The organism is Bdellovibrio sp. HCB274, assembly GCF_047306075.1.
Lineage (GTDB): Bacteria > Bdellovibrionota > Bdellovibrionia > Bdellovibrionales > Bdellovibrionaceae > Bdellovibrio.
The window spans coordinates 2,832,029-2,857,867 of record NZ_CP178623.1 but is presented as its reverse complement, the minus strand read 5'-3'; the positions used below and the strand labels follow the sequence as shown (position 1 = coordinate 2,857,867).

Here is a 25,839-nt window from a genome sequence, read left to right as displayed (position 1 = left end):
ACAATTTGAAAGGACTTAAGCGATGACGGCAATGACAAGGTCGGTGGGTATTCTGTTAATGGGTCTTTTGACTTCAGCTTCTGCTTTCGCAGATTTTGAAATCTACGGATTCGCTCAGTTGGATTACGTTCAGGATTTTAAACGAACGGATCCCAAATGGATCAGCACATTTAGACCTTCCACAATTCCAACTCAAGACGGTCAATTTGGCAGTGACGGTCAAGCCATCCTAAGTCCCAGACAAAGTCGCTTGGGTGCGCAAGGCAGTTGGCCCACTGCAGGTCAGAATCTTAAAGCACGCATCGAGTTTGATTTTTTCGGAGTGGGCGACAACGCGGGTAAGGTTACGCCTCGTCTTCGTCATGCTTATGGTGAATGGGGAACTGTGCTGGCAGGTCAGACCTGGAGCAACTTCATGGACATTGATGGCTTCCCCAATATCGTAGACTACTGGGGGCCCACCGGGATGGTCTTCATCAGAACTCCACAAATCAGGTATACTCCGGTTGCGGGTTTAAATACTGTTTCTGTGGCATTGGAAAATCCCAGTGCGGATTTAGATGGCTCCTTAGGGGCGGTCAGTGCAGACAATAAGGCTCCGGATCTTTCAGCGAAGTATCGCTACAGTCCTGAATGGGGGCACTTAAGCGTATCAGGTATCGTTAGGTACTTGGGCTTTGATACTCCAGGAGTCGCGGGTGCTGATCCCAAGGATAATGTATTCGGTTGGGGATTGAATATTTCTACTTCCTATGTGATTGGCTCCACCAATAAGTTAATTCTGTCAGCGGTCACAGGCCAGGGTATTGCAAACTACATGAACGATGGAGGTACTGATCTTGCCGCCGATGGTCCCCCAGGCGATCTGCAGGCCAAAGCAGTGCCGTTGCTGGGATGGGTTGTATATTATGATCATCATTGGAGTGAGCTGTGGGCGACATCGATTGGCTTTTCAAAAACGGAAGTGACCAACACTGATTTCCAGGCAGCGAATGCCTATAAGTTCGGAGAGTACTCTTCAGTGAATATGCTCTATACACCTGACAAGAACATCCTGATGGGTGGAGAATTTTTGTACGGAGTTCGTGAAGATAAAAACGGGGACCGCGGTGAAGATTACCGCCTGCAATTCACTTTCAAGTACCTATTCAATAACAAGTGGGCGCTGCTTTAGGGAGCAGCGTGCTTGATGTCTTTCATAATCACGCTGGCACTGCGGCCCAGCTGGCGGCAGGCCGAGGAAGAATCGATGATTCGGTAGGTGATTTTTAAATTCCAAATGTCGACACGTTCCCAAGCGACGCGGTCGTATTTGCAGGTTGTGCCGTTGATATAGATCGAAGCTGTTTCTGCGAATTCCAGTCCCTTTGGAGTCGTGGTGAAAACGCGGCAACTCGATAGCTCACATTTTTTGGTGTTGTCTTTGTCGGTATAAAAAATCTTCGGTTCCAGTTCGTCAGAAACGACGCTGGTTTGTTGATCCAGTTGAAAGGATCCCACCGCAACGGTCTTGCAATCGTTTTGTTCCAAAACCACAACGTGGTATTTGCCAGCGACGGGGCGAAACGTCGAGTAAGCTCCAGAAAATCCCACGCAAGCCTGGGCAATCCCTGCGGTGAAAAATAACGATGCAAATACCAAAATCTTTTTCATACAGTCCCCGGGTTTATTTAAAATCAGCCTTTAAGAATAGCGGCGACAACGTTACACCGATTTCCTGCAGTTTTGGTTCTGGAAATTGCGGCCCACGGTGAATAACACAAAGCACGTGGGAAACTTCTGCACCGATCGAGCGCAAATCCGCCGTTGATAGCACCACTTGGCCCCCAGTCGTGACAACGTCTTCAATCACCAAAACTTTTTTGCCTTTGGTTTCAAGTCCCTCAGCAAACTTGCAGGTGCCGTATTCTTTCGCTTCCTTACGAACAAACACGCAGGGGATGCCGGTCTCCAAAGACAGCGCGGTAGCGATAGGGATGCCACCCATTTCAAGACCTGCCAGCACTTCAGTGCCTGGAGGAATCAATGCCACCATTTGCTTGGCGATTTCACGAAGCAGGTTCGGTTGGGCTTCAAAGCGGTATTTATCAAAGTACTCGTTTGAGATTTGGCCTGAGCGAAGTTTGAATTCCCCAGTCAAGTGAGCGATGTCGTAGATTTTTTTAGCAAGTTCTGCGCGAGTCATGATTTCCTCCGGCTAGGGCCTTCGGAAGTTAACTTTGGAATTATTTAAGACTTTGTTCAAGCCAGTTTTTAAAAGAATCGTTGATTGATGCGACATTCAAAGCCATCACGCAGGGCACATCATAGGGATGAAGCTCAAGAACACGTTTTTGCAGGTTCTTACCTGCGTCAGAACTCTCAACCGTTTTAAGAATAAGAATAAACTCGTTGGAGGATTCTATTTTCCCCTCCCACCAGTACATGGAACTCATTCCGGGAATGATGTTCGCACAACCGATCAGCTTTTCCTGCAAAAGAGTGCGCGCGATGTGTTCGGCACTCTTTTGATCAGGGCAGGGGATGTAATAGATTTGCATAAGCGGGATTAGCTCTTACGAAGCTTTTGTTTGCGCAGCTGCCACTGTTCAAGGGCGAACTTACGCATGTCTTCAACAGAATCAAGTTCGTCGACGATTTCCACTCCCAAAAGAGTTTCCACGGCGTCTTCCAAACTTACCAAACCAGCTACGATCCCATACTCATCTACAGCGAGTGCAATGTGCTCTTTTTCTTTGATGAAATAATCAAGGACTTGAGAAACGGTCATGCGCTCAGGGATTGAAGAAATTGGTGTCACCAGGTCGCCCACCAGTTTTTCGTGCTGGTCATTGGAAAGGGCTTCATGGATTTTATAACGGAAAGTCATGCCGATCACGTTATCAAGGCTGCCGGAATAAACCGGGATGCGGGAAAAACGCAAAGGTTTGTACTTATTAAATACTTCCTCGACAGTCAGATCTTTATCCAATGCAAAGAACACTGAACGCGGAGTCATGATGTCAGAGACATAAATCTTATCCAGCATCAAAAGATTCTTAATGATGTTTGATTCCTTGCCCTTCAAGGTGCCTTCTTCAGCGCCCATCTCGGCCGTCATCAGAATTTCTTCACGAGTTACTTCCGGATCTTCGCTGCGACGTTGGAACATACGTCCCAGGTACTCAGACATAATTACCAAAGGATACAAACAAAGGATCATCAGCTGAATTGTGTAAGCTGTGAACGGAATTAAAGCTTTCCAGTGAGCTGCACCAATGGATTTTGGAATGATCTCAGAGAGAACAAGGATCGCAAAAGTCAGAATAAAAGACGCCGCTGTAACGGCACTCTCGCCATAAATGGCCTGCACCTGATAAGCGATCGCGGAAGAACCCAACGTGTGCGACAAAGTGTTCAAAGTCAAAATCGCGGAAATAGGGCGATCCAGATTTTCTTTCAAGTGTTCAAGAAGCTTGGCACTGCGGCGGTTTTCACGAACTAAAACGGCAATGTATGCAGAAGTGGACGTTAACAAAGCTGCTTCCAGCATTGAGCAAACAAACGATACGGTTAAAGTAACGACGAGTAAGACTACGAGTAATGTCATAATTGAATGATCAGATTTCTATAAGAAAGGGAGAATGTAGATGGCCTTGGCCTGTGGTATTCCATTGCGGTTATAATAGCATACCCCCGAAGGAGGCTGTCTATAACGCGCAGGGCTAGGTTCCTCAGGTGTTCTTTATCACAGCTGAGGTGGGACTTTTGACCTTACGAGGCCTTCTACATAGACTTTTGTCGTACATCAAAAGGGGTTCAGCATGTTTAAAGCAATTATATCAGGCGTGGTGTTTTTTATGACAATGGCATCGGCGGTGGCCGCTATTAAAACTGAAAACGTGGATTACAAAGAGGGTAAAACCAACCTTGAAGGGTTTGTGGCGTACGATGATTCAGTGAAAACGCCAAGACCAGCGGTTTTGATTATTCATCAATGGATGGGGTTGAGCGACAACGAAAAAATGCGCGCACAAATGCTGGCTGAGAAAGGCTACGTGGCATTTGCCGTCGATATTTACGGTAAAGGTGTCAGACCAACTTCACCCGAGGAAGCCGGGAAACTTGCCGGCCAATACAAGAACGATCGCAAGCTTTATCGCGCCCGCGGGCAGGCTGCTTTTGACTGGCTTAAGAAAAACAAAATGGTCGATGCCAAACACATCGTCGTGATCGGTTATTGCTTCGGTGGCACAGGCGCCCTGGAGTTGGGACGTGCGGGAGTGCCAGCTGCAGGTTTCGTAAGTTTCCACGGTGGACTTTCAAATCCTACTCCGGCTGATGCAAAAAACTTCAAGGGCCCGGTCATGATCGCCCACGGAGCTTTGGATAAAGGCGTAAATCCAGAGGTAATGCCGTTCATGAAAGAAATGGATGAAAACAAAGTCGACTATCAATTTATTTCCTATGCAAACGCAGTTCATGCCTTCACGCAAAAAGGTGCCGGCAATGATCCAAGCAAAGGTGTCGCTTACAATGAAAAAGCCGATCACCGTTCCTGGGCCCACTTCATGGATTTCCTAAACGAAGTCGCTCCGATTAAAAAGTAATTCAAAAAGGTACGGACACACTTTTGGTAGCAAAGGTGTGTCAGGTAAGTCCGTACCTTTTATCATTTGTGAATTTCCTGTCGGTAATGACGCGTAAATGCTACCAAAAGTGTGTCCGTACCTTGTTATTGGGATTCTGTGTGGTATGCAGTGGGGATCTTAATTATGGGAGGTTTCGAATGAAAAAACTTGTTATGGCTTTGGTGGCGTCAGCGTTATTGGCTCCGTTCACAGCATCCGCATTCTATCAATCTCAAGCTTCTGTTGTTTCTGCAGAGCCAGCTGAAGGCTGTGATGCTCGTGAAGAATCTTACGAGTGCAGCGGTAACGGCGGTGACTTCGATGGTGGTGGCTACGGTAACGGTGGTTACGAAGATGGCAGCCGTCAGGACAACGACGGTGGACACTATGATGGCGGCGGCTACGGCGGCGGTTATGACGAAGACGGTGGCTACTACGGTGGCAACGGTTACTAAAAAATCACATCCAAGTGATCAATAAAAAAGGCAGCTTCCAACAAGCTGCCTTTTTTTATTTTCTAATTGAGGATTTTAAGATTGATGGTGCTTTTCTTCGCGACGGTTTTTTCTTTCGTCGATATAATCCATCACCAGTAACGCCACTGCGTTTTCTAAAGCGCCGGAACGTTTGCCACTACCAGAAGAAGTGGTCTGTTGAGGTTTTTCCTCAAAGCCCAAACTCTTCATCCACGTTTTACTGCGCAGGGAATAGACCAATACACCCAACGCAACAACAGTAAGTCCCAAATAAACCACCATCCCAGCCGAGACATGGAATTCTTCATTCTTATCCAACTGGGCTGCGATAGAAGCGATAAACAGCGACAAACCAACACAACCCAAAGCCAGCGAACCGATCACCGCAACCAAAAGAGTGGTGAGTGAGCGAACACGCATCGCAAGTTGCAAAGAGAAAGCCTCTGCAGGTTCTTTAATAAGTCCCTTGGCATTGCCAATCAGGAAAGACAGTAAAGGCAAAATGAACTTCATCATAACTAGTCATCCCTGCGATAAAGAAGGCGAGCAATCATAAAGCCTGCTAGAGCGGCGATACCCACGGCCATCCACGGATTTTCCTTCACGGAAGATTCCACAGAGTTTTTCATTTCCATCATTTCAGCTTTTTGCTCGGCAGAAATTTTGTCAGTCAAAGGAGATGCGGCCCCTTTGAGCTCTTCCAAAATCTGTTTTTTGATTTCTTCAATAAGTTGATCACGATCCATGGTGTTTTTCTCCATGGATCATTTCGGTATAAAACGAGACGAAGTTAAGTCCTTCCAGACCATCGCCTAGACCGGAATCTCTATTGAAGAGTTTCCCAGAATGGCAGCATACCAAAAGACAAATTGGTTCCACCGAAAACGACGATGGCACCGTCCGGCATTAACACGGAAGAAGAAAATGCGCGTCCTTCGGTGAGTGAGTCACCAAAACTCCACTGATCTGTTTCCGGGTCGTATACTCTGACAGTGGATTGAGCGGTGGTGGCTGCGCTGTCTTGTAAACCACCAATGACCACTACCTTGCCGTCAGGACGCAACTGGTGTGAGAAAGAAACCAAAGTCATATCCAAGCTGGCTGCTGTGGACCATGTGTCGGTAGTGGGATCATATATTTCAGAAGCGGCAAGAGCGTTGCCGGTCCCGCCGTCTGTTCCGCCGGTCACGAAGATTTTTCCGGAAGGCAACTTGGCAACTACTGCCTGCATTCTGCCAAAGGAAGGGCTGGCCAAAGTGGACCATGTGTCAGTGCTAATATCATACTTCGAACCCCCAAACGCCCCGATAAATATGATCTCTGTATCACTGATAGTGAATGCCGTATCAATAGCGGATGGAGCAGTACGCGGAGCCAGCGTGCTCCATGTACCAGTATCGGGATCATATACGTCATTTTGCAGAGATGGATTGCCCGTGGAGTCTATACCTCCAGTTAATAAGAGCTTTCCATCAGGCATGACCAGAGCAGTATGGAAATAGCGTCCGACTGGCAAGGCCACGGTGGTGAGGGAGTTCAAATCAGGATCATATATTTGTCCTGTAGATGAAGCTCCACCGACTGAGAAGCTCATGCCACCTGCAATGAAGACCTTTCCGGAAGGCAGTAAAGTGGCAGTGTGATATACACGGTCGTCTACCATGTTCGGACCTGCAGTAAACGTGTTGGTAGTTGAGTCGTAGACGGAGGTGGATGTTGTCAAAGAGGCAGCTTCTGCAAGCAGTTGTCCCCCCGTGAAAAGAATTTTTCCATTCTTCATTAACGTCGTCGTGTTTCCGACCCGACCGCCGAGTAATCCAGTGTTACCTGTCCAAGCAACGCCTGAATTTTGATCTTCAATATACGACTCAGTAAATGCAGACGAATAGTTCGGATCAACACCGGCAGCAATAATAATTTTTCCATTAGCGAGTTTTACGAGGGTCGCCAGTGAGTGAACATGGTCGTTGCTTACTGGGTCAGTGAACCAGGTATTGGTTCCTGAATCGTAAATTTCGTTAGAAGCTGCGCCTATCAAAGGGCTGCCAGTGACTGCCACTCCTCCGGTAACCAGAATTTTTCCGCTAGGCAGTGCTATGGCGCTATGGGCGCGACGAGCAGTTCCAAGGGATGGGCCCGCAGACCAGGAATTGCCCGAGACATTGTAAATCTCTGTGGTGGCCAGGATATTTCCGGAATTCAATCCGCCTGTGACCAGGACATTTCCTGTAGGTAAAAGTGTAGCCGTGGCTTGATAGCGACCGGTATTTATCGGTGCCATAGCCGCGAACGAATTTGTCGCCGGGTCATATGTCTGAACGTTTGTCACAGAACTGGCAGCAGCGGAATTTGCGCCACCCACAATCAGAATTTTCTGATCGGGTAAGGTGACATATGGATATTCTGCCACCGGAGTTGGCATGTCGGGTCCCGCGGTCCACGCATTTGTTGCCGGATCAAAGATCTCTGTTTTGTGGGTGGGTGGGGAGCCTGCAGGATCAGGAAAGCCACCCATGACGATCACTTTCCCATCAGGCAGTAGGTGGATAGAGTTCCCCACGCGTGCAACAGTCAATGATGGTCCCATGGCCCAAGAGTTCGACGTAGGATTGTAAATCATTGTTGTCGCAGTTTTGTTGTACGAGCCGTCCAGTCCCCCGGCTATTAACACCTTGCCGTCATTCAGGCGGACTGCTTGAGCCCAAAGTCGTTTGGCCGGCAGAGTGGGGCCTGCAGTCCAAAGGCCTGTTGCGGGATCAAAGATTTCTGTGGAATCCAATGGCGTGGCTGTGGAGGCATTTTGCGAAAGACCGCCTGCCACCAAAATTTTTCCGTTCTGCAGAAGTGTCGTCGTATGAACCGCACGGTCTGTAGCCAGATTTCCTTCGCGTTTCCATGTGAACGAACTCATGTCAATTTTTTCGGCCAGATTGACTGGAGAGCTGGTGTGAGTTGTTCCGTTCAATAAAACCAGATAGTCGCCAGACACATTGGCGGTATGCAAAGCACGCACGCCGTTTTTCAAAGTGCCAAGCGTCGTCCAAGTGCCAAATGTTCCATCGGGGGTGTAGATCAAAGAATCACTCAGCGCTGCTGCGCCAAAGCCATCGGAGAAACCGCCTGTTACGACCAGAACACCGTTAACTACAGTTGCTGTGTGTCCCCATCGTGCGGTGGGAAGGGGAGTGCCAAAGTTCAACGTTGCTGGTGAATCAGGGTTGATTGTATGAACAAGTGCAGAAGCGGCAGAGGCCTGGGTGAGTCCGCCAATTATGGCAACATAACCATTTTTTAGCACGGTCGCAGTCAGGTCGTTACGTCCTAATCCAAGAGTGGGTTTTGTGATTTCCAAAGTGGGAAGTGCAGGTGCAACGCCTGGATTGATAATCTCGGTGTCTGTAAGTACGTTGCCGGTGGTGGATCCTCCTCCAACGATAAATACTTTACCGTTAGGCATAAGAACCGCCGCATGTCGCGAGCGCGCCGCAGGCAACGTCCCAGCATTGCTAAACGTTTCGGTGGCGGGATCATAGATCTCCAAAGAGTTTGTATAAGTCGAGTCACTGATGTGACCGCCCGCAATTAAAACGCGCCCGTCTCCCAAAAGCGTGGCAGTGTGATTAGCGCGAGCAATTGACAGGGATCCTGTCGAGCTCCAGGAATTTGTCGCCGGATTATATAATTCGGCAGTAGCCTTGTAAGTTGATATATCAACACCACCGACTACCAAAACTTTTCCATTGGACAGCATCGTAGCCGTGTGGCGAGATCGTGCTTCCGCCATTGGGGGAGCCGATGACCAGCGCAAAGTTGTAGGGTTAAAAAACTCTACTTCCTTCATCGCGGGGTTAGGTCCATTTAAAACAGTGCCACCCACAACAAGTATGCGACCATCAGCCAAAGTGGTTGAGGTGTTACGCACGCGACGGGAGTTTGGATACAGTGAACGTGAGGCTTGTGAAGAGTAAACACCAGCAGGCTGCAGCGAGGGTATTTGATCCATTTCATAAAAACTGAGCTCAAGTGTGCACGCTGAGAGGATTCCCAAGAAAGTCAGCAATATCGAGATGTTCAGGATGCGACTCAAAAAAACGTTCATGATAATTTATCGGCATAATACGGATTTTGTTTGAACCCAAAAGTTGTTGGATCTTTGTTTTGGATTCATTTAAATCGCTTTAAATGAAGCTGATGGAATTTTGCATTCAAGTGATCAAGTTTTCTTTATTTGAGACACTTCTCTTTCAAGACCATCGTCCAAAGAAATCAGAACTGATTTTCATTAAATAAACTATAGATTATTTATCTTGTGGGGGTTGTATGAAGTTATTGGTTCTGATTTTTACTTGGGTAATTGCGATTAACAGTTCAGCTTTCGCCGAAAGTTCCTCGGACTCTAAGAGAGTATCTGATTGGAGATTTGGTGTCGGATTGGGTTACAGTCCCCTGTTGACCTTGAATTTAAAAGGCACGGATACAGAGGCGGGTACCGGAAATACCTACCACAATATTGTTGAACTGGAATACAAAGGGTCCGCTGCATTTTCTTTGACGGCTTGGCGAACTCCGCAAAATAGCTGGGGCTTTGTTAGTGGTTACGAGTACACTGGTCAGCGCGAGCTTAAGAAAGTGACCGTCAATGGCTTGTCTTCAACGAACATTCAATCCAGTTCAAAATATCAGGTTCAGAATGTTTATGTTGGGACAGCTTATCGTTGGGAAAATTTATTTATTCCGCTGGCATTAAATTATACGTTCGTTTTTTTTCAACCTGCACCACTCTCTGTTGGAACAGTCGAAGTTAAAAACGGCGTCGGTGCTCATCTGGGATTGGGATGGTTCCTCGGTGATAACTTCGTGATTGAATTTCTGGGGCGCTCAGCTTTGACGGAGTTGAATATGTCTGACTCCACAGGCACGTCCAAGAATGAAGGCACTATTGCCTCATCATCACTCTTACTAAGTTTCCAATATTAGAAGTTCCAAAAAACTGCGCAGCTTTTAGTCAGTCAGTTTGATAATCAGCTTCAGGGTGAGAATGCGAGCAGAAACTTTCACGCAAATCATCCCTGAAGCAGATATCCTTGAATCATGAAGTTGCAGCTAACGTTTTTATTCTTAAGTCTGTCCTGCCTTACCGCCTGTGGAAACGGCGCCCTCAGCGCTGCCAGCTCCGCAGCAGTGAATGAAGGAAGCTCCAATCAAGGAAGCAACGGCGGAAGCACAGTCATCGATCCCACGCCACCCGCAGGCACCGACGGCTGCTACGGAATGGACGCCAACACCTGCCTGGTATTTAAATCCACCAACACCCAAAGAGTAGCAAACGGACTTGCCGCCTTAGCATACTGCCAAGCCTGCACCCAAATGGCCTATGAACAAAGCAAAGACATGAACGACCGCGGCTATTTCGACCACACCAGACCCGACGAAACTTTCTATAACCGCTGCACCAGATTCGGCCTAGCCTCCGGCTGCGGAGAAAACATAGCCCAAGGCTACTCCGCCACCCAAGTAGTCCAAAGCTGGATGGAAAGCCCCGGCCACCGAGCCAACATCCTAAACCAAAGCTACCGCTCCTTCGGAGTAGGCCTCTACAACGGCTACTCCACCCAAGTATTCTACTCAAACACAAATAGATAATCTACCTACGCCAAAGCTACGGCGGACAGGCCCACTCTCCAATTCTCCAGAAGTAATTCCAAACACCCACGCAAAAACCGCAGATCTCCAAAAACACCGGGGATTTTATTCTGCCATAAACAAGAACGTCGAACGAGACGGGGACTTGTGAAGAGGACCGTGCGTAGTGCGGCCTCGGCGGCGCATGGATGCGCGAACCCGCCAAGGGCGGGCGCCGTTGAGCCTGGAAGGCGTGCCGACACGAAGAACGGCCTTCTTCACAAGGCCCAGGCTCGAACCGAAGCCAGGGAAAGGCAAAAAAAAAGCCCCGGTGTTTCCACCAGGGCTTTGGATTCTCATCAAAGAGATCCGCCTTCGCTAAAGCTACGGCGGGATAAGCCTTACGGCTTACTTCTGCTCAGCTGCACGCTTAGCTTGGTATTTCTTAGCAAGCTCATCCTGGATGTTACGAGGTACTGGAGCGTACTTCGCGAATTCCATAGAGAACTCACCTTTACCTTTAGTTGCAGAACGAAGGTCAGTTGAGTAACCGAACATTTCTGTCAATGGAACTTCCGCCTCGATAACACAGTTGCCATCGAATGCAGTTGTACCAACGATAGTACCACGGCGTTGGTTGATTTGACCAACCGCTGAACCTTGATATTCGTCTGGAACTACAGTTTCAAGCTTCATGATCGGCTCAAGAACTGTTGGTTTCGCAGCAGCGTAAACTTCACGAAGAGCCGCCATACCAGCGATTTTAAACGCCATGTATGAGGAGTCGACGTCATGGTATGCGCCGTCTTCAAGAACAACTTCAACACCAACGATTGGGAAACCAATCAATGGACCTTTAACAGTTTGTTCTTTGAAACCTTCTTCAACAGCTGGGATGAATTCCTTAGGAATACGACCACCGACAACAGCGTTTGTGAATTTAAACACAGAGCCGTCTTCTTGTGCTGGAAGAGGGTTGATTTTACCAACGATCTTCGCGTATTGACCCGAACCACCCGTTTGTTTTTTGTGAGTGTAATCGTAATCAGCTGCAGCAGAAATCGTCTCACGGTAAGCAACCTGAGGTTGACCAACGATAACTTCACAGTTGAATTCACGTTTCATACGCTCAACGTAGATTTCCAAGTGCAACTCACCCATACCAGAGATGATAGTCTCATTTGATTCCTCGTCACGGTGAACGCGGAAAGTAGGGTCTTCCTTACGGAATTTTTGCAACGCTTTGGAGAAGTTATTCGCAGCAGTTTTGTCCTTAGGAGCAACTGCCAAAGAGATAACTGAATCCGGTACGTGCATGGATTGCATAGAAGCCTGGATTTTGTCGTCACAGAAAGTGTCACCAGAAGCACAGTCGATACCGAACAATGCAACGATGTCACCTGCGTAAGACACATCGATATCTTCCATCTTGTCAGAGTGCATACGAACCAAGCGAGGAATCTTAACAGATTTCTTGTTCACTTGATTGATGATGAAATCACCTTTGCCCATTTTACCTTGGTAAACGCGCATGTAAGTCAACTGACCGAATGGAGTCTCTTGAAGTTTGAACGCAAGAGCAACCAATGGTTTCGCTGGATCTGGGAACAAGTCAAATTTCTCTTCGTTCTTGTTAAGATCAAGAGCTTGCTCTTTTTTCTCAGCAGGAGACGGAAGATAGTATGTAACTGCATCCATCAAACGTTGAACACCTTTGTTCTTAAAGGCAGAGCCGCAAAGAACAGGAACCAATTTCAAGCTGATAGTACCCTTACGGATAGCCGCGCGGATTTCTTCAGTTGTTGGCTCTTCTTCCATCAAGAATTTCTCTTCGATAGCAGAATCAACGTCAGCCAATTTACCGATCATGATTTGACGGTATTTTTTAGCAGTCTCAACTAGATCCGGTGGGATCTCGCCAACAACAACGTTTTCGCCGCTGTCGCCTTCGTTGATGTACGCTTTCATGTCAGTCAAATCTACGTGACCTCTGTGTTGATCTTCCAAACCGATTGGGATTTGGATCATAACTGCGTTCAAACGCAATTTTTCGATCAAAGCATCAGTAACACGGTATGGGTTCGCACCTTGGCGATCCAATTTGTTAACGAATGCCAAACGAGGAACGTTGTAACGTTTCATTTGACGGTCAACTGTGATGGACTGAGATTGAACGCCGGCAACGCCGCACAACAATAGGATCGCACCGTCAAGAACGCGAAGTGAACGTTCAACTTCAACTGTGAAGTCAACGTGCCCCGGTGTATCGATCAAATTGATAGTATAATCTTTCCAGTGAACTTGCGTTGCCGCAGACTGGATAGTGATACCTTTTTCTCTCTCTAGATCCATGGAGTCCATCGTTGCACCGACGCCGTCTTTACCACGAACTTCGTGGATAGCGTGGATACGGCCTCCATAGAACAAAATACGCTCAGAAGTAGTCGTTTTTCCCGAGTCGATGTGAGCCGAGATACCGATGTTTCTGACCATATCAATATTCCACTTTTTGGACATAATATTACCCTTCTTATTGGTCGTTTAAGTCTTAGTTACTAATTTGAAAGTACTCGAATTATCATCAATTACATATAGATGCAAAATAAGATTCGCATGGTGGGCCCAGCCTATAACAATGACACATTGCATTTCAAAAGGTACGGCGTACCTCTGGGGGCTGGGTTAGCGTAAGCTTGGTGGCATGATGGACCTCCACGATCTCCTGAAAAGGAATTTTGAGTTTAGCGCTTTTCGGGGCGAACAAGAAGCTATTTTGCACAAAGTGTGGGCAGATGAAAACCTGCTCGCATTAATGCCGACGGGAATGGGAAAATCCCTGTGTTTTCAATTCCCAGCCAAGATCCGAGACGGCCTCGTTATCGTTATTTCCCCACTGATCGCGCTGATGCAGGATCAGGTCCTGAAAGCCAAAGATCTGGGAATTCCAGCCACGTGCCTGAATTCCACTTTAACGCGGGATGAGCGCGAGTCGCGCCAGGAACGTTTGGCGAAAGGCGATTTTAAACTTCTGTACGTGACGCCCGAGCGTTTTCGCAAACCGGAATTTTTAAAAGCCATCGAGGGTCGCAAAATTCAGCTTCTTGCCGTGGACGAGGCGCACTGTATCTCCCAATGGGGGCATGATTTCCGACCGGATTATTCCCGGGTGGGGGAGTTCCGTGCTTTGTTGGGGAATCCCCCGACACTGGCGTTGACAGCAACTGCGACTCCGGAAGTGCAAAAAGATATTCTCACAAAACTAAATATTCCTGATGCGCCGATCATCTCGGCCGGAATCGAACGACCGAATCTGGCGCTGCGAGTGCACGATCTTTACGGAATCGACGACAAGATTCGTGCGATCATTGGTTTGCGCTATCAGCAGCCGGGATCAGCTATTGTCTACTGTTCCTTGATTCAAACTTTGCGCAAGATCTCTTCGGAACTAAGCCGCGCCGGAGTCAATCATCTGGTTTATCATGGTGATCTTTCACCACAGGATCGCAAACGCAATCAGAAGGCTTTTATTGCTGAGGAAGCTCCGTTGATGCTGGCGACGCCTGCTTTCGGGTTGGGAATTGATAAAGCCAATGTGCGCTTGTTAGTGCATGCGGAAATTCCCAGTGCTCTGGAAAGTTATTTCCAGGAAGTGGGCCGAGCCGGGCGCGACGGGCAGGAGTCTTTCTGTCATCTTTTATATGATCAGGATGATGTCAGCATTCAGATGGAATTTTTAAAATGGTCCCATCCCGATCCGGAATTCATCGCGAAAATTTATGATCTGATCGAGCAAAATCGCCTGCGCGTGAATCAGGAAAAGTTTGATTTTTTACGAGAGCAAATGAACTTCCGCAACCGCCGCGATTTCCGTGCGGAAGCCGCCGTCAGTATTTTGGAACGCTGGGGTTGTCTGACAAAATCCGACGATCCGTTTCCGTACCAATGCGTGCAGGCACCGACGCAGGAGCAGTTCGCTGCGGAAAATGGCCCAGTGATTTTGAAAGCGCAAAATTCAAAACTTTTGGAGATGGTTCGCTGGGCTACCCAGGACAAAGAATGCCGCATGAATTACATCTATCACTACTTCGGTCACACGCATGAAACTCCCTGTGGCAAGTGCGATATCTGTACAGCGTGATCATTTATTTTCCCAATGAAAAAGAAACAAGTTCCTGGGTTAATAGGGTGCCATTTTCATTTGAAACTAATTTGACCAATCCAAAAATTGGAACATCGGCAGCCATCCACATTTGTTGCGACGGAGGTGAGTCGATGTACTTTCCGGTGCAGGCTTTGAATGTTCCCGCTGGAACAGTGACATCAACCGGAGTGAAGCCCGTATCTGGATTTGTCCGGCACTCCGTGAAGAAGTCGCTTGCGAGACTCTCCAGAGGAGCTTTGATTTCCTGAACTTTCACTTTGCCGTTTTCTTCCTGGGCAATATGGATAGTTGCTGAATCCTCATTGTTGTCGATCTTGGTCAGATCGTACTTCCAGGTGGCGACAACAGTTTTACTTTTTGACTTCATGGTTACTTTGTAAATGGCCTGGTCACCAACTTTTGGAGTGGCATGCGTTTTCGTTTTCGGTTTCGAACCGTTCGCAGCCAGCGCATTTATCACTTCTGGAATTGTGATCCAGTCAATGGCACGATTCCCCAGAACATCGCGAAGATTTACATCGACACCCAATGCAACGAATTTATCAACGCAAGCTTTCGTCGAGCAGTTGAACAGTGGTGTTCGCCCCATACTGTTGAGTGCGCTGGGATTGCCTCCAAAAGAAATCAATAGATCGATGAACGCAGGATACTCGCAAACTTCTCCCAGAGGAGATTTGCCAAAACTCAGAAGGTTGGGGTTTGCACCCAAGCTCAGGATGGTCTTCACAGTCTCGTAAGTTTTGTTTAGGGGAATCGAAGTGTCCTTGATGTTGGCGATAGCTGCCGCCAGCGGATTAAAGCTGTTTGGTGAGGTGAAATTGATAAACGCACCTCTTTGTACCAGAAGGCGCAGGGCGTTCAGTGCGTTACTTTTCGCAGCGAATGTCACCGGATGAGTTCCTTGGGATTCAATATGAATATAGGCCCCGGCATCAAGCAGTGCTTTGATGACTTCGGTGCGATCAAGTACTGCAGCGAAAGACAATGGCGGCATTGAATAACCCCAGGACTGATTGGGAAAATAGTCTTTGGTTAACTGCTCCTGATTCAAACTCATCAGGGGTGCCAGAAATTTTACGCAGTTCACATCGTCTTTATAGATTGCCGCCAGCAGTTTTTGAGAGTCAGGTAAAGAGCTGTCCATAAGGCATTGGATTGGTGTCGGTGGTTTAATCACAGACACGGAAATCTGACTGGAGATGCGATAATCCGAGGCTTCACCATTGTTGACTTCCATTCCTGCGAGTCCGGCATATTCGTGATGAACCAGAACATACTGGGCAGCTTCACCAGCTTCAGTGAAGCGACGAAGGTTGCAGGTGATCATGGGCCGGCCCTGTTTGTCGCGGTAATTCACGCAGGTTTTTTCGGAGGAGCCGATCGTCAGTTTTTCTTCAGTACAGCTTATCACTGCACTGTCAATTTGCTGAACCATCGAGGTGTTGTACTGATTTAAGCTTAAGTTTGCAGGAAATTGAAGGACTGCGGAGCCGCCCCGAATAATCCATTGGCGAATGTCGTTGCGAATGCTGATAAAACTTAACTCGCAGGGGTCGCCACCGTTGCCACGGTCATTGCCCAACAAGGATTGGGCGTTAGCCAGCGGAGAGGCAAAACAAATAAGAAGAGCGATTGCGAATTTCATACATTTCTCCGTGTCGAAACCGGCACCAGTTGGACATTTAAGTTATAAACTTCGGTTTGATTTTCAGATTCCAGAAGATCCGCTATTCGTAAACGGAATTCCTTGATGATTTTTTTTGCCAAGGGCAGTTTCTTAAGATTGATGGCCATCGTCATACTGGTGATATCGCGCAGTTCGATAGGCACCTCATTCAGCGCCAGCAGGGTTTGTTCGATGCTTTGACGATGAGAAATACGCAATGCCTGTGACTCGAGGTCGGTAGTGGTGGTCACATTCTTGTTGGTTTTCTTGAAAACTCTTCCGTTGTGTTCGATGGCGCCAACTTTTTTAAGGCGCGCAAGGGCCTCTGTGGCCTCAAGGTTTGAAATATTAAGACGCTTGGCAATCCACTTTGGATTAGGCTGGAAATCTTTCGTGTCAGCTAAAGAGAGAATTGCAAAATGATACCAGTCAGCCAGAACTGCAAAGGCATCGTTGGAAAGAAAATGATAGTCAGGCCGGTCTGAAAAAGTCAGATGATGGGCCGGGGTTTCAAGAAGCTCACCCAAATCCGTTAAACCCAGGCGCTCCGCGATTTTTAGCTTCAGCTTTTTACTAAGAGCGCGCTTGCCGGAAAGCAGCTCAGAAAGGCGTCCAGGCGGAATATCCAGAAACTCGGCAAATGCACGCATGGAGTAGCTTTTGTTATCACGCTTGCGACGCAAGAGTTCAGATTTGATGAGATCGATCATGGATGCCCTTCTTTTAAAGAAGGGCATAGTCAGAACAGGAAATGAAGTCAAATCAGATTGGAACAAGGTGATCCCATTTTTTGGGATCACCCCGGTTACCGAATTCCTGGAGATTTACTAGAGGCTCCCGACGTAGCAGTGCCGGAGCGGCGTACCTGATTGCCGATGGACGCTGCTGCGGTGCAGGTGCTGGCAATGGCGGCGCCAGAAGCAGCAACTGGGGAGCCTGGCTTGTTGTCTTGCAGCCACTTTTTTCGCCAAGCCACAGCGTCATCGTAGACCAGTTTCAAGTTTCTTTTTTGTACGTACATACCCCGAATATCTATAAACTTGCTGACTGTTTTATAAAGTTCGGGATCTGTTTTCTGAATGCTCATAAGATAAGAACTCATGTCATCAAATATAAAAGGATTGGTCGGATCAAATTTGGTCACAAGATCGTCTGGAAATTTAATCTGAGGCAGGGCCGCTTTTATATCCATGTCGTCAGTGATTTTTCCCTGGGCATAGAATTTTCCAAGATCATCGACAAATTTATCGAACTGTTTGTTATATTCAGTCAACTCAGCTTGAGATTGTTTAAGGTGCGCAGCAATTTTAGTACGGCTTGCAGCTTTTTTGTTCATCTGCTCGGCGAGCTTCAGAGTTTTCGTCCTGATGGCAGAGTTGCCTGGAATCAGGTTACCCACTTTGGTGACGGCTTGTGCGATGGATTTCGCAAGAAGGGGGCTTCCTCCTCCAGCAGTGAAGTAGGTGATTAAGCCGGATGTTCCTACTGAGCCTACGATTTCACAACCGATTTTCACTTTTACTTCCTCAGGCAGTCTTTGAAATGTGGATTTAAATTCGCCAAAGGCACCTTCCAGGTCACTCATGACAGCCTTTAATTTGTCAAATTCTTCGGATGCTTTGTTGAAAGTATCGATGGGGTGGACCACAACATTGTAAACACCTTTTGCCACGCTAGCCACGGATCCGCCGGTACTGTCCCAGACCCCGCCGGCAAATCCCTTGGTGCAGTTCCATAGTTTTTCAAAGGAGGCATTTGAAAGACTTTTTCCCGGTGTTGAACCAAAGTAGCCCCCACAGACATCGGGGGTTTCAGCAAATGCCATGTTCAAGGCTACAGTTTGAAAAAAATTTAGCTTGTTCATAAGAGGAGTCGCGTGCAAAGCAAATCCTTTTTCATTCCTCAGACTAGAGACGATTTTATCGCGAATACTAGCGATGCGTTCCGGTTGAAAACCCTCAAAATAAAGAGCAACTATTCCCGACCCTGGGGATTTGACGTGTACCAGATATCCTTTTCCAGCATGATAGATTTGATTCAGAACAGCAGGACCTTTTAGGTCGATGCCAGATTTTGCAAATGCAATTCTTTTGTCCACGAAGGCTTCACCGTATTTTGGAGTATAAATGCGGTTCATAATGTCCAGACTGTTTTTTGCGTTGTTGTTTCCATTCCCTTTAAGAGTGCTAAAAGCAATGTGCTCAAATGCTTTATCAATTGCGGACGGGTAGTCGCCATAGACCCTGCCTGGTTCATTAACATAGGAAACGTTAGAGGGAAAAGACTCAGGTTCTTCCGCAAAACTTAGGCTTTGGAAAACCAGGATTGTTGCTGAGATCAAGACCATTGAAGCGCGACGTGTTAACATACATCCTCCTCTATTTAGGATAGCGAGGAAGTTTGGTTTTCAAAGACCAATCGGTTTTGATTGAAAAAATGTGCTCCCAAATTTGGGAATGTGACAATTCCCGACAGAGTGACATCCATGCCAGGCTGAATTAGATTGTTCCCAAGCCGTGTAACAAGAGGTGCTTATGTTCAAGAGACAGTCTTTTTGGATTTCGGTATTGTGCCTTGGGATGATTGCCAGTGCCCAGGCAAAAGAAAAGCTTCCAATTGAAAAATTAAAAATGCCGCCGGGTTTTGAGATTTCGGTGTGGGCTACGGTTCCGAATGCGCGTTCCATTGCGCAGGCTCCGGGTGGGCGTTTTTTTGTGGGCAATCGATCTGAAGACAATGTTTATCTGGTTCAGAATGGTAAAGCGCAGATTTTTGCCGAAAAGCTCAATACTCCGAATGGCGTGGCCTTTAAGGATGGCAAACTCTATGTCTCGCAAATCGCAGACATTTTGGAATTCAATGTGCCTGCGAATGTCACCGGGCCACAAAAACCAGTTCGTACCTTGACGCAAAAATTTCCCAAAGACACGCATCATGGCTGGAAGTTCATTCGCTTCGGTCCTGATGGCAAACTCTACGTTCCGGTCGGTGCCCCATGCAACATCTGTGATATGGGAACGGAGTACGGCCGCATCTATCGCATTGATGTCAATGGTACCTCTAAAGAAATCGTTGCTGAGGGTGTGCGTAACACTGTGGGTTTTGATTGGGATCCTGTCTCAAAAGATTTGTGGTTCACGGATAATGGACGTGACTGGATGGGAGATGACCTTCCGCCGGATGAAATCAATCATCTGACGACGGTGGGACAGCACTTCGGTTTTCCTTTTTGCCATGGCAAAAACATCCTGGATAAGGAATTCGGTAAGGGGAAAGACTGCAAGGACTATACTCCGCCGGAAGCCGAATTAAGAGCCCACGTGGCTGCTTTGGGAATGCGTTTTTATAACGGGAAAATGTTTCCTTCTGAATATCAAGGCGGTATCATTTATGCTGAACGCGGTTCCTGGAATCGCAGCGTGCCTCAAGGTTATATGGTGGGATTTGCCTTCGTAAAAGATGGGAAAATCACCTCTGTAAAACCTTTGGTTGAGGGCTGGCTGCAGGTCGGAGATGCGTGGGGCCGCCCTGTAGATGTCGAAGTGATGGAGGACGGTTCCGTCCTGATTTCTGACGACAAAGCAGGAGTCATTTATCGTCTTAGCTATAAGGCAAAAAAAGGAAAGTAAGTTTGACCAGGTTTCATTCCTCTGTTGATTTTCCAGATCCTCGCGACACGATGGCTGAAGGTATTTTGGCCGTCGGCGGGAATCTGGATGTGGGGACCTTGTACACCGCTTACTCGAAAGGGATTTTCCCGTGGCCCCAAGTGGGATTTCCGATGTTATGGTTTTCCCCTGAAAAACGCGGCGTTTTATTTTTCAGCGAATTTCAGGTTCCCGAAAGTCTGCAGCGTTTTCGCCGCAAAAATCCCCAGATCACTTTCACGGTGAATAAAGATTTTGATCACGTCATGGATGAATGTGCCCGGCAGCCTCGCCCAGGTCAGGATGGCACGTGGATTTTACCTGTCATGAAGCGGGCGTATCATGAATTCAATAAGGCAGGGTTTTGTCTTTCAATTGAGGTTCGCGAAAACAATGTTCTTATCGGCGGAATTTACGGGGTGCTGGTGCAGGGGGTTTTCAGTGGTGAAAGCATGTTTTACCGCAAGCCCAATGCCTCAAAGCTAGCTCTGTGGTTTTTGGTAGAGTACCTGGGCGCTCAAGGTCACGGTTGGATCGATGTGCAGATGGTGACGCCCGTGGTGGCGCAGATGGGCGGCCGCCTGATTGAACGTGAGGAATACCTGCACATACTCGATGAGCGTCATCAACAAATAGCTGCAATTCCGGAGAATTTGCCGTAAGTTGTCGGCATGCCATTACTAAGTACTTATAAGCTTGAAAAATCATTTGCGGGTAAAACTCTGTTTAAGAACGTCAGTCTGGGGATTGATGAAGGCGACCGCATTGGTTTAGTCGGGCCGAACGGTGCCGGTAAATCCACGCTGTTAAAGATTATCGCAGGTCGCATGAAACCTGATGGTGGCGATGTCACCATGAACAAGGGTTTGCAAATCGGTTACCTTGAGCAGACTCCGACCTTCACTCCCGGTGTATCTATTTTGGATGCGATCATGGGTGATCTTGATTACGGCGAATTTATTGGTCCCGCTTACGAGTGGATGGCACGCTTGGAGCTTTCCCAATTCGGCGACACTTTCCTGGTGGAAGACCTTTCCGGGGGTTGGAGAAAACGCGTGGCTTTGGCCCGCGAGCTTGTGCAATCTCCACAATTGTTGCTTCTGGATGAGCCGACGAATCACTTGGACGTAAGCTCCATCATGTGGCTTGAGGAATTTTTGGCCAAGGCGCAGTTTGCGACTTTGATCATCACGCATGACCGTTTGTTCCTTCAGCGCGTGACGAATAAGATTTTTGACCTTGATCCCAAGAATCCGAACTACCTGTTTGTGACCCTGGGCGATTACTCGGCCTACGTTGAATCCAAAGAATTGATGATGGCAGGTCAGGAAGCCAAAGAATTGACGATGAAGAACACTCTTCGTCGTGAAACCGAGTGGCTTCGTCGTGGGGCTAAGGCCCGCTTGACCAAACAAAAAGCCCGTATCGATCGTGCTCACACGTTGAAAGACGATGTTTCTGATCTGGTTGCCAAGAATGCCAACCGCACAGTGAAAATTGAATTCAAAGATACTGAACGCAATCCGCAAAAACTGATCGAGCTTTCCCATATTACGAAAGCATACGATGATCGTCTTTTGTTTAAGGATTTTTCTTATCTGGTAAATCCGAAAACCCGCATGGCTTTGCTGGGTGATAACGGAAGTGGTAAGTCGACTATAATTCGGATCATGCTGGGACAGGAAAATCCTGACATGGGTGAAGTCAAACGTGCCGAGAACTTAAAGGTCGCGTACTTTGAACAGAACCGCGAAACTTTAAGTCCTCAGAAATCTGTTCTTAAAAATATCTGTCCTGATGGCGATTACGTTCACTATCAGGGCTCTTACGTGTATGCGCGCAGTTACCTGGAAAGATTCCAGTTCAACCGTCAGCAAATGGACATGCCTGTTGAAAAATTGTCGGGTGGGGAGCAGGCTCGTCTGCGTATTGCCCAGCTGATGTTAAATGAAGCGCAGGTTTTGATTCTGGATGAGCCGACGAATGACCTGGATGTGCAAACTTTGGCGGTGCTCGAGGAATCGTTGCGCGAATTCAGTGGTGCCGTCATTTTGGTGACGCATGATCGTTACTTCATGGATCAGGTCGCTAAAGAAATCATCGCTCTTCATAAAAATCCCGATGGCAATACGACGATGGAGCGTTTCGCCGGCTTCCTTCAATGGGAAGAATGGTATGATGATTTGAAAGAGGCTGAAGCCAATAAAAAACAGGAAGAAAAGCAAGAGGCCAAGGCCGCGTCTTCCGGTAAAGGTAAAAAGCTTTCATTCAAAGAAAAGTTTGAACTGGAAAACATGGAAACGACAATTGCCGGTCTTGAGGAAAAGCTTCAGGCCGCGCAAACGCAAAGCATGCTTCCAGATGTAGCCAGCAATCCAAAGAAAATTCAGGAACTATACAACGAGATCGCTTCCACTCAGGCAGAAATCGAAAGACTGTATGCCCGCTGGAGCGAATTAGAGGGTAAATCCTAGAAAGCACGATTATGTCTGAAGAAACCATTGCTTTGACTCAAACGGTGCAAAAAGGTGGCTGTGCAGCGAAAGTTGCCGCCTCCGAACTTCGTAAAATCCTGCAAAAAGTGACTTTTCCAAAATCCCATACGGCCTTGATGGTGGATGGCGGTCTTTTTGACGATGCAGCGATCTACAAGGTCACTGATGATGTGGCAATGGTTCAGACGTTGGATTTCTTCACTCCCATCGTTGATACTCCCAAACTCTTCGGCCGAATTGCCGCAGCTAATGCCCTCAGCGATGTTTATGCGATGGGTGGCTTGCCAAAGACTGCCATGGGTATCCTGGCATTTCCAGTAGCTACTATGCCGGAATCCGTGATCGTCGATGTCATGCAGGGTGCGAGTGATATTATTTCTGAAGCGAACGCCAACTTCGTCGGTGGTCATTCTATTGACGATGACACTTTAAAGTTTGGATTGTCCGTCACAGGATTCGTGAATCCCAAAAAGGTCTGGTCCAATGATAAAGCCCAAGCGGGTGACTTGTTGGTTCTGACCAAAGCGTTAGGGACGGGCACGATGACTGCAGCTCTGAAAAGACGGGAAGCCTCTGAAGCAGATATTTCCGAAGCGCTTACCAGCATGGCGACTCTTAATAATGTTTTGGATTTCCTAAGCGAGTCTTCGAAAAATGCCATTCACGCAGCGACCGACATCACGGGCTTTGCATTTTCAGGACACAGCATGCAGCTTGCGAAAGCCAGCGGCGTCAGTCTTAAAGTTAACTTTGCAGCCCTGCCTTTATTTGGCGGAGTTATGGATTTCCTGGAAAAAGGCTTTCTGACGAAAGCTCATCGCACGAATTCACAATACACTGAAAATGACGTCGACTTTGGATCATTGTCTTCACTGCAAAAAACAGTACTTCACGATCCGCAAACCAGCGGTGGTCTGTTGTTGTCCGTAAGTCGTGATCAGGCAGAGCCATTAGTGAAAGAGATTAATTCTAAATTCGTTCACGCCCGTATCATTGGTGACGTCGTGGCTCAGAACACGTCGAGAGTCGCATTTGTCTAATGTAACTTCGGCAGAGCTTAAGAAGTTATTTCTTGAGAACACGCCATTCATTGATGTCCGTGCCCCTGTGGAGTTTGCCCAAGGCACCTTGCCGGGTGCGGTTAATTTGCCGATTATGGATGATGAGCAAAGAGCAGCCGTCGGTACTACATACAAAACTTCAGGACGAGAAGCCGCTTTAGAGTTGGGTCATAAGCTTGTCTCAGGCGAAGTTAAAGAATCCCGTCTGCGTGGTTGGTCCAAGTTCATTGGTGAAAATCCTAACACCGTCCTGTTTTGTTTTCGTGGTGGCTTAAGATCCAAGATCACCCAGCAATGGCTATCAGAAATGGGAGTCAAAAGACCCTTGATTGAAGGTGGCTATAAAGCCTCTCGTCAGTTTTTGCGTGAAACTGTGGACATGCATTCCAAGAACCCATTTTTGATTCTTTCCGGCCCCACGGGAAGCGCTAAAACCAGCATTCTGAATCAGGTAAAGCCGTTTTACCCCGCGATTGATTTAGAGTCCTTGGCGCATCACCGAGGTTCCGCATTTGGTTCGATGTCCACGCCGCAACCGTCGCAAATCGATTTTGAGCATGCCATCGCTCTGGGATTTATGAAGTTGGCTGAACAGCCCGCGGAAACGAAGATCTTGCTGGAGGACGAAAGCCGCCTGATTGGTCGCTGTGCCATTCCAGAGAGTTTATTTGTGGGAATGCGAGCTTCTGCCCTGGTGTATCTTGAAGAGCCCTTTGAGCAAAGGGTAGAGAATATCTATATCGATTATGTCGTGAACACAGCCATCGGCAGCGTTGATTCAACGGCAGCCCTTGCGGAATTCGCAAAGTTTAAGAATGCGATTAAAATGATTTCCAACAAACTGGGCGGTCTAAGAACGCAGGAAATCCTTGGAGAAATCGATGCTTGTGAACGGGACTATTTAAGCCACCAAGGGACGGAACAGAACCGTGGCTGGATCGAGAAGCTTTTACGCTATTACTACGATCCTGCGTACTCGCAAAGCTTTGCCAAACGGAATCCCAAGGTCTTAATTCGCGGTCGGTCTGATGTGATTGTCGACTATATAAAGAGTCAGAAATAAAAAAACCCAGCTTCTTTCGAGAGCTGGGTTTTTTAATTTTAGATCGGTAAATTTCCAGAGACTAGCGAGATACGTTTGCGCATTTCGCTGGGTAGTTTTGACCCTTTTTGAAGTACATTTGACCTTCGATGCCGCCTTTAGCGTTCATGAAGTCAGCAACGTATTCACCGTTCGTCAAAGTGCCTTTGAATACTGTGGAGTATCCATTGTTTTGAGTCGGGTAAGTACCAGTCAGGCTCAATGTCGCTGGAACGAAGTCACTGCGATAGATACCGGACAAGTCCGCTTTCAAGAAATCGTTCTTATCGTAGTTTCTTGTGAAAGAGCCCACCAAAGTTGGAATCGTCGTGTTGTCAGACGGGTTGTTACCAACTTTTTGTTCAAAGATGGAAAGTTTGATTTTCCCTTTGTAACTAGGCATGCGTTGAGCAACTTCTTTTGTGGAGATCACGCAACCAAGGTAAGTTCCAGAGATCGCCGTGTACTGCTCGCGTAAGCGGTTGTAGTACTGCTCGTCAGAACCATTGCCATCATTTGATGAGCCCCCAACGATAAATTTCAAAGAAATGCGACCGATGATACCAGTGCGGGATTTAACCGTACCAGTGATGATGCCGCCATTGATCGTAGCGATAATGGATTGAACGTCATCGTTCGTAATAGCTTTGGAATTCAGAATGTTCAAAGTTCCCGTTTCAGGAACATAAGCCACGTCCATGTCAGTCAACGGAGCAGAAGCCGGGGACACGCGAGTGTAAGCCGCTTTTTGCATGTGCTGGATTTTCGCAGAACCGTCAGTGTTTGTGCCGGTATTGATGTTCAATAGAAGCAAAGAAATCTGAACGATCTCTGTCGCGCCGTTTTCACGGATCATATTGCCCTGGTAAGAACCTTCCACTTTACGGAAGTTTTCAGCAGCACGAATATTGTCGTCATTTAGTTTTTTATTGAAGTTGTCGGAGCCGTTGTCGTCGTTGTTAAACGCACAAGCTGCCAGCGACAAAACCGTCAATGCCAAGATTAGTTTTTTCAACATA

23 protein-coding genes are annotated in these 25,839 nt (G+C 47.5%); 11 read left to right on the top strand and 12 right to left on the bottom strand.

What is annotated here, in order from left to right:
* The first annotated feature begins 22 nt into the window (after positions 1-22).
* A complete protein-coding gene (locus ACLWNV_RS13845) occupies positions 23-1,174 on the top strand; it encodes a DcaP family trimeric outer membrane transporter (RefSeq protein ID WP_413585040.1) in 1,152 nt (383 codons plus the stop codon).
* On the opposite strand, the gene ACLWNV_RS13840 is transcribed toward ACLWNV_RS13845, so the two are convergent.
* The 4 genes from ACLWNV_RS13840 to ACLWNV_RS13825 are packed head-to-tail and all read right to left on the bottom strand — an operon-like array spanning position 1,171 to position 3,589.
* Positions 1,171-1,653, bottom strand: coding sequence for a hypothetical protein (locus ACLWNV_RS13840; protein ID WP_413585039.1), 483 nt, complete (start codon positions 1,651-1,653; stop codon positions 1,171-1,173). The genes ACLWNV_RS13845 and ACLWNV_RS13840 overlap by 4 nt on opposite strands.
* A gap of 13 nt (positions 1,654-1,666) precedes the next feature.
* Positions 1,667-2,185, bottom strand: a complete 519-nt coding sequence (pyrE, locus tag ACLWNV_RS13835; RefSeq protein WP_413585038.1) for an orotate phosphoribosyltransferase — start codon at positions 2,183-2,185, stop codon at positions 1,667-1,669.
* Positions 2,186-2,225: 40 nt separating this feature from the next.
* A complete protein-coding gene (cutA, locus tag ACLWNV_RS13830; RefSeq protein WP_413585037.1) occupies positions 2,226-2,540 on the bottom strand; it encodes a divalent-cation tolerance protein CutA in 315 nt (104 codons plus the stop codon).
* Positions 2,541-2,548: 8 nt separating this feature from the next.
* On the bottom strand, positions 2,549-3,589 hold the full coding sequence (locus ACLWNV_RS13825) for a CNNM domain-containing protein (protein WP_413585036.1): 1,041 nt from the start codon (positions 3,587-3,589) through the stop codon (positions 2,549-2,551).
* A gap of 214 nt (positions 3,590-3,803) precedes the next feature.
* On the opposite strand from ACLWNV_RS13825, the gene ACLWNV_RS13820 reads away from it, so the two are divergent.
* Both ACLWNV_RS13820 and ACLWNV_RS13815 read left to right on the top strand, forming a co-directional pair.
* On the top strand, positions 3,804-4,589 hold the full coding sequence (locus tag ACLWNV_RS13820; RefSeq protein ID WP_413585035.1) for a dienelactone hydrolase family protein: 786 nt from the start codon (positions 3,804-3,806) through the stop codon (positions 4,587-4,589).
* Positions 4,590-4,768: 179 nt separating this feature from the next.
* The gene (locus ACLWNV_RS13815; RefSeq protein WP_413585034.1) at positions 4,769-5,065 is read left to right on the top strand and encodes a hypothetical protein; all 297 of its coding nucleotides are present in this window, start codon (positions 4,769-4,771) and stop codon (positions 5,063-5,065) included.
* 75 nt (positions 5,066-5,140) lie between these two features.
* Here ACLWNV_RS13815 and ACLWNV_RS13810 read toward each other — a convergent pair whose 3' ends face one another.
* From ACLWNV_RS13810 to ACLWNV_RS13800, 3 genes are all read right to left on the bottom strand, one after another.
* On the bottom strand, positions 5,141-5,602 hold the full coding sequence (locus ACLWNV_RS13810; protein ID WP_413585033.1) for a hypothetical protein: 462 nt from the start codon (positions 5,600-5,602) through the stop codon (positions 5,141-5,143).
* Positions 5,603-5,604: 2 nt separating this feature from the next.
* Complete coding sequence (locus ACLWNV_RS13805; protein WP_413585032.1) at positions 5,605-5,832, bottom strand: glycine zipper domain-containing protein; 228 nt, start codon at positions 5,830-5,832, stop codon at positions 5,605-5,607.
* Positions 5,833-5,912: 80 nt separating this feature from the next.
* A complete protein-coding gene (locus tag ACLWNV_RS13800) occupies positions 5,913-9,185 on the bottom strand; it encodes a kelch repeat-containing protein (protein ID WP_413585031.1) in 3,273 nt (1,090 codons plus the stop codon).
* A 221-nt stretch (positions 9,186-9,406) separates the two neighbouring features.
* Between ACLWNV_RS13800 and ACLWNV_RS13795 the strand changes: the two genes are divergently transcribed.
* Together ACLWNV_RS13795 and ACLWNV_RS13790 are read left to right on the top strand one after the other, a co-directional pair.
* The gene (locus ACLWNV_RS13795) at positions 9,407-10,063 is read left to right on the top strand and encodes a hypothetical protein (RefSeq protein ID WP_413585030.1); all 657 of its coding nucleotides are present in this window, start codon (positions 9,407-9,409) and stop codon (positions 10,061-10,063) included.
* A gap of 114 nt (positions 10,064-10,177) precedes the next feature.
* Positions 10,178-10,729, top strand: coding sequence for a CAP domain-containing protein (locus ACLWNV_RS13790; protein WP_413585029.1), 552 nt, complete (start codon positions 10,178-10,180; stop codon positions 10,727-10,729).
* A 387-nt stretch (positions 10,730-11,116) separates the two neighbouring features.
* On the opposite strand, the gene fusA is transcribed toward ACLWNV_RS13790, so the two are convergent.
* Positions 11,117-13,225, bottom strand: coding sequence for an elongation factor G (gene fusA, locus ACLWNV_RS13785; protein WP_413585028.1), 2,109 nt, complete (start codon positions 13,223-13,225; stop codon positions 11,117-11,119).
* A 184-nt stretch (positions 13,226-13,409) separates the two neighbouring features.
* On the opposite strand from fusA, the gene ACLWNV_RS13780 reads away from it, so the two are divergent.
* Positions 13,410-14,846: a RecQ family ATP-dependent DNA helicase gene (locus ACLWNV_RS13780; protein ID WP_413585027.1), complete on the top strand. Its 1,437-nt coding sequence runs from the start codon at positions 13,410-13,412 to the stop codon at positions 14,844-14,846.
* Between the two features lie 4 nt (positions 14,847-14,850).
* On the opposite strand, the gene ACLWNV_RS13775 is transcribed toward ACLWNV_RS13780, so the two are convergent.
* The 3 genes from ACLWNV_RS13775 to ACLWNV_RS13765 all read right to left on the bottom strand — a co-directional run bounded on the left by ACLWNV_RS13775 (position 14,851) and on the right by ACLWNV_RS13765 (position 18,904).
* Positions 14,851-16,515: an ankyrin repeat domain-containing protein gene (locus ACLWNV_RS13775; protein ID WP_413585026.1), complete on the bottom strand. Its 1,665-nt coding sequence runs from the start codon at positions 16,513-16,515 to the stop codon at positions 14,851-14,853.
* Complete coding sequence (locus tag ACLWNV_RS13770) at positions 16,512-17,246, bottom strand: TIGR02147 family protein (RefSeq protein ID WP_413585025.1); 735 nt, start codon at positions 17,244-17,246, stop codon at positions 16,512-16,514. The genes ACLWNV_RS13775 and ACLWNV_RS13770 overlap by 4 nt, the downstream gene beginning before the upstream one ends.
* Positions 17,247-17,341: 95 nt before the next feature.
* A complete protein-coding gene (locus tag ACLWNV_RS13765) occupies positions 17,342-18,904 on the bottom strand; it encodes a hypothetical protein (protein ID WP_413585024.1) in 1,563 nt (520 codons plus the stop codon).
* A 166-nt stretch (positions 18,905-19,070) separates the two neighbouring features.
* On the opposite strand from ACLWNV_RS13765, the gene ACLWNV_RS13760 reads away from it, so the two are divergent.
* The 5 genes from ACLWNV_RS13760 to mnmH are packed head-to-tail and all read left to right on the top strand — an operon-like array spanning position 19,071 to position 24,802.
* On the top strand, positions 19,071-20,165 hold the full coding sequence (locus tag ACLWNV_RS13760) for a PQQ-dependent sugar dehydrogenase (protein ID WP_413585023.1): 1,095 nt from the start codon (positions 19,071-19,073) through the stop codon (positions 20,163-20,165).
* 50 nt (positions 20,166-20,215) lie between these two features.
* Entirely contained in the window at positions 20,216-20,845 is a 630-nt protein-coding gene (gene aat, locus ACLWNV_RS13755) for a leucyl/phenylalanyl-tRNA--protein transferase (protein WP_413585022.1), read from the top strand.
* Between the two features lie 9 nt (positions 20,846-20,854).
* Positions 20,855-22,657, top strand: coding sequence for an ABC-F family ATP-binding cassette domain-containing protein (locus ACLWNV_RS13750; protein ID WP_413585021.1), 1,803 nt, complete (start codon positions 20,855-20,857; stop codon positions 22,655-22,657).
* An 11-nt stretch (positions 22,658-22,668) separates the two neighbouring features.
* Positions 22,669-23,718, top strand: coding sequence for a selenide, water dikinase SelD (gene selD, locus ACLWNV_RS13745; protein ID WP_413585020.1), 1,050 nt, complete (start codon positions 22,669-22,671; stop codon positions 23,716-23,718).
* Entirely contained in the window at positions 23,711-24,802 is a 1,092-nt protein-coding gene (gene mnmH / locus ACLWNV_RS13740) for a tRNA 2-selenouridine(34) synthase MnmH (protein WP_413585019.1), read from the top strand. Before selD ends, mnmH begins: the two co-directional genes overlap by 8 nt.
* 61 nt (positions 24,803-24,863) lie before the next feature.
* Here the strand turns inward: mnmH and ACLWNV_RS13735 are convergent, their stop codons facing one another.
* Positions 24,864-25,838: a hypothetical protein gene (locus ACLWNV_RS13735; protein ID WP_413585018.1), complete on the bottom strand. Its 975-nt coding sequence runs from the start codon at positions 25,836-25,838 to the stop codon at positions 24,864-24,866.
* Between the last annotated feature and the right edge of the window lies 1 nt (position 25,839).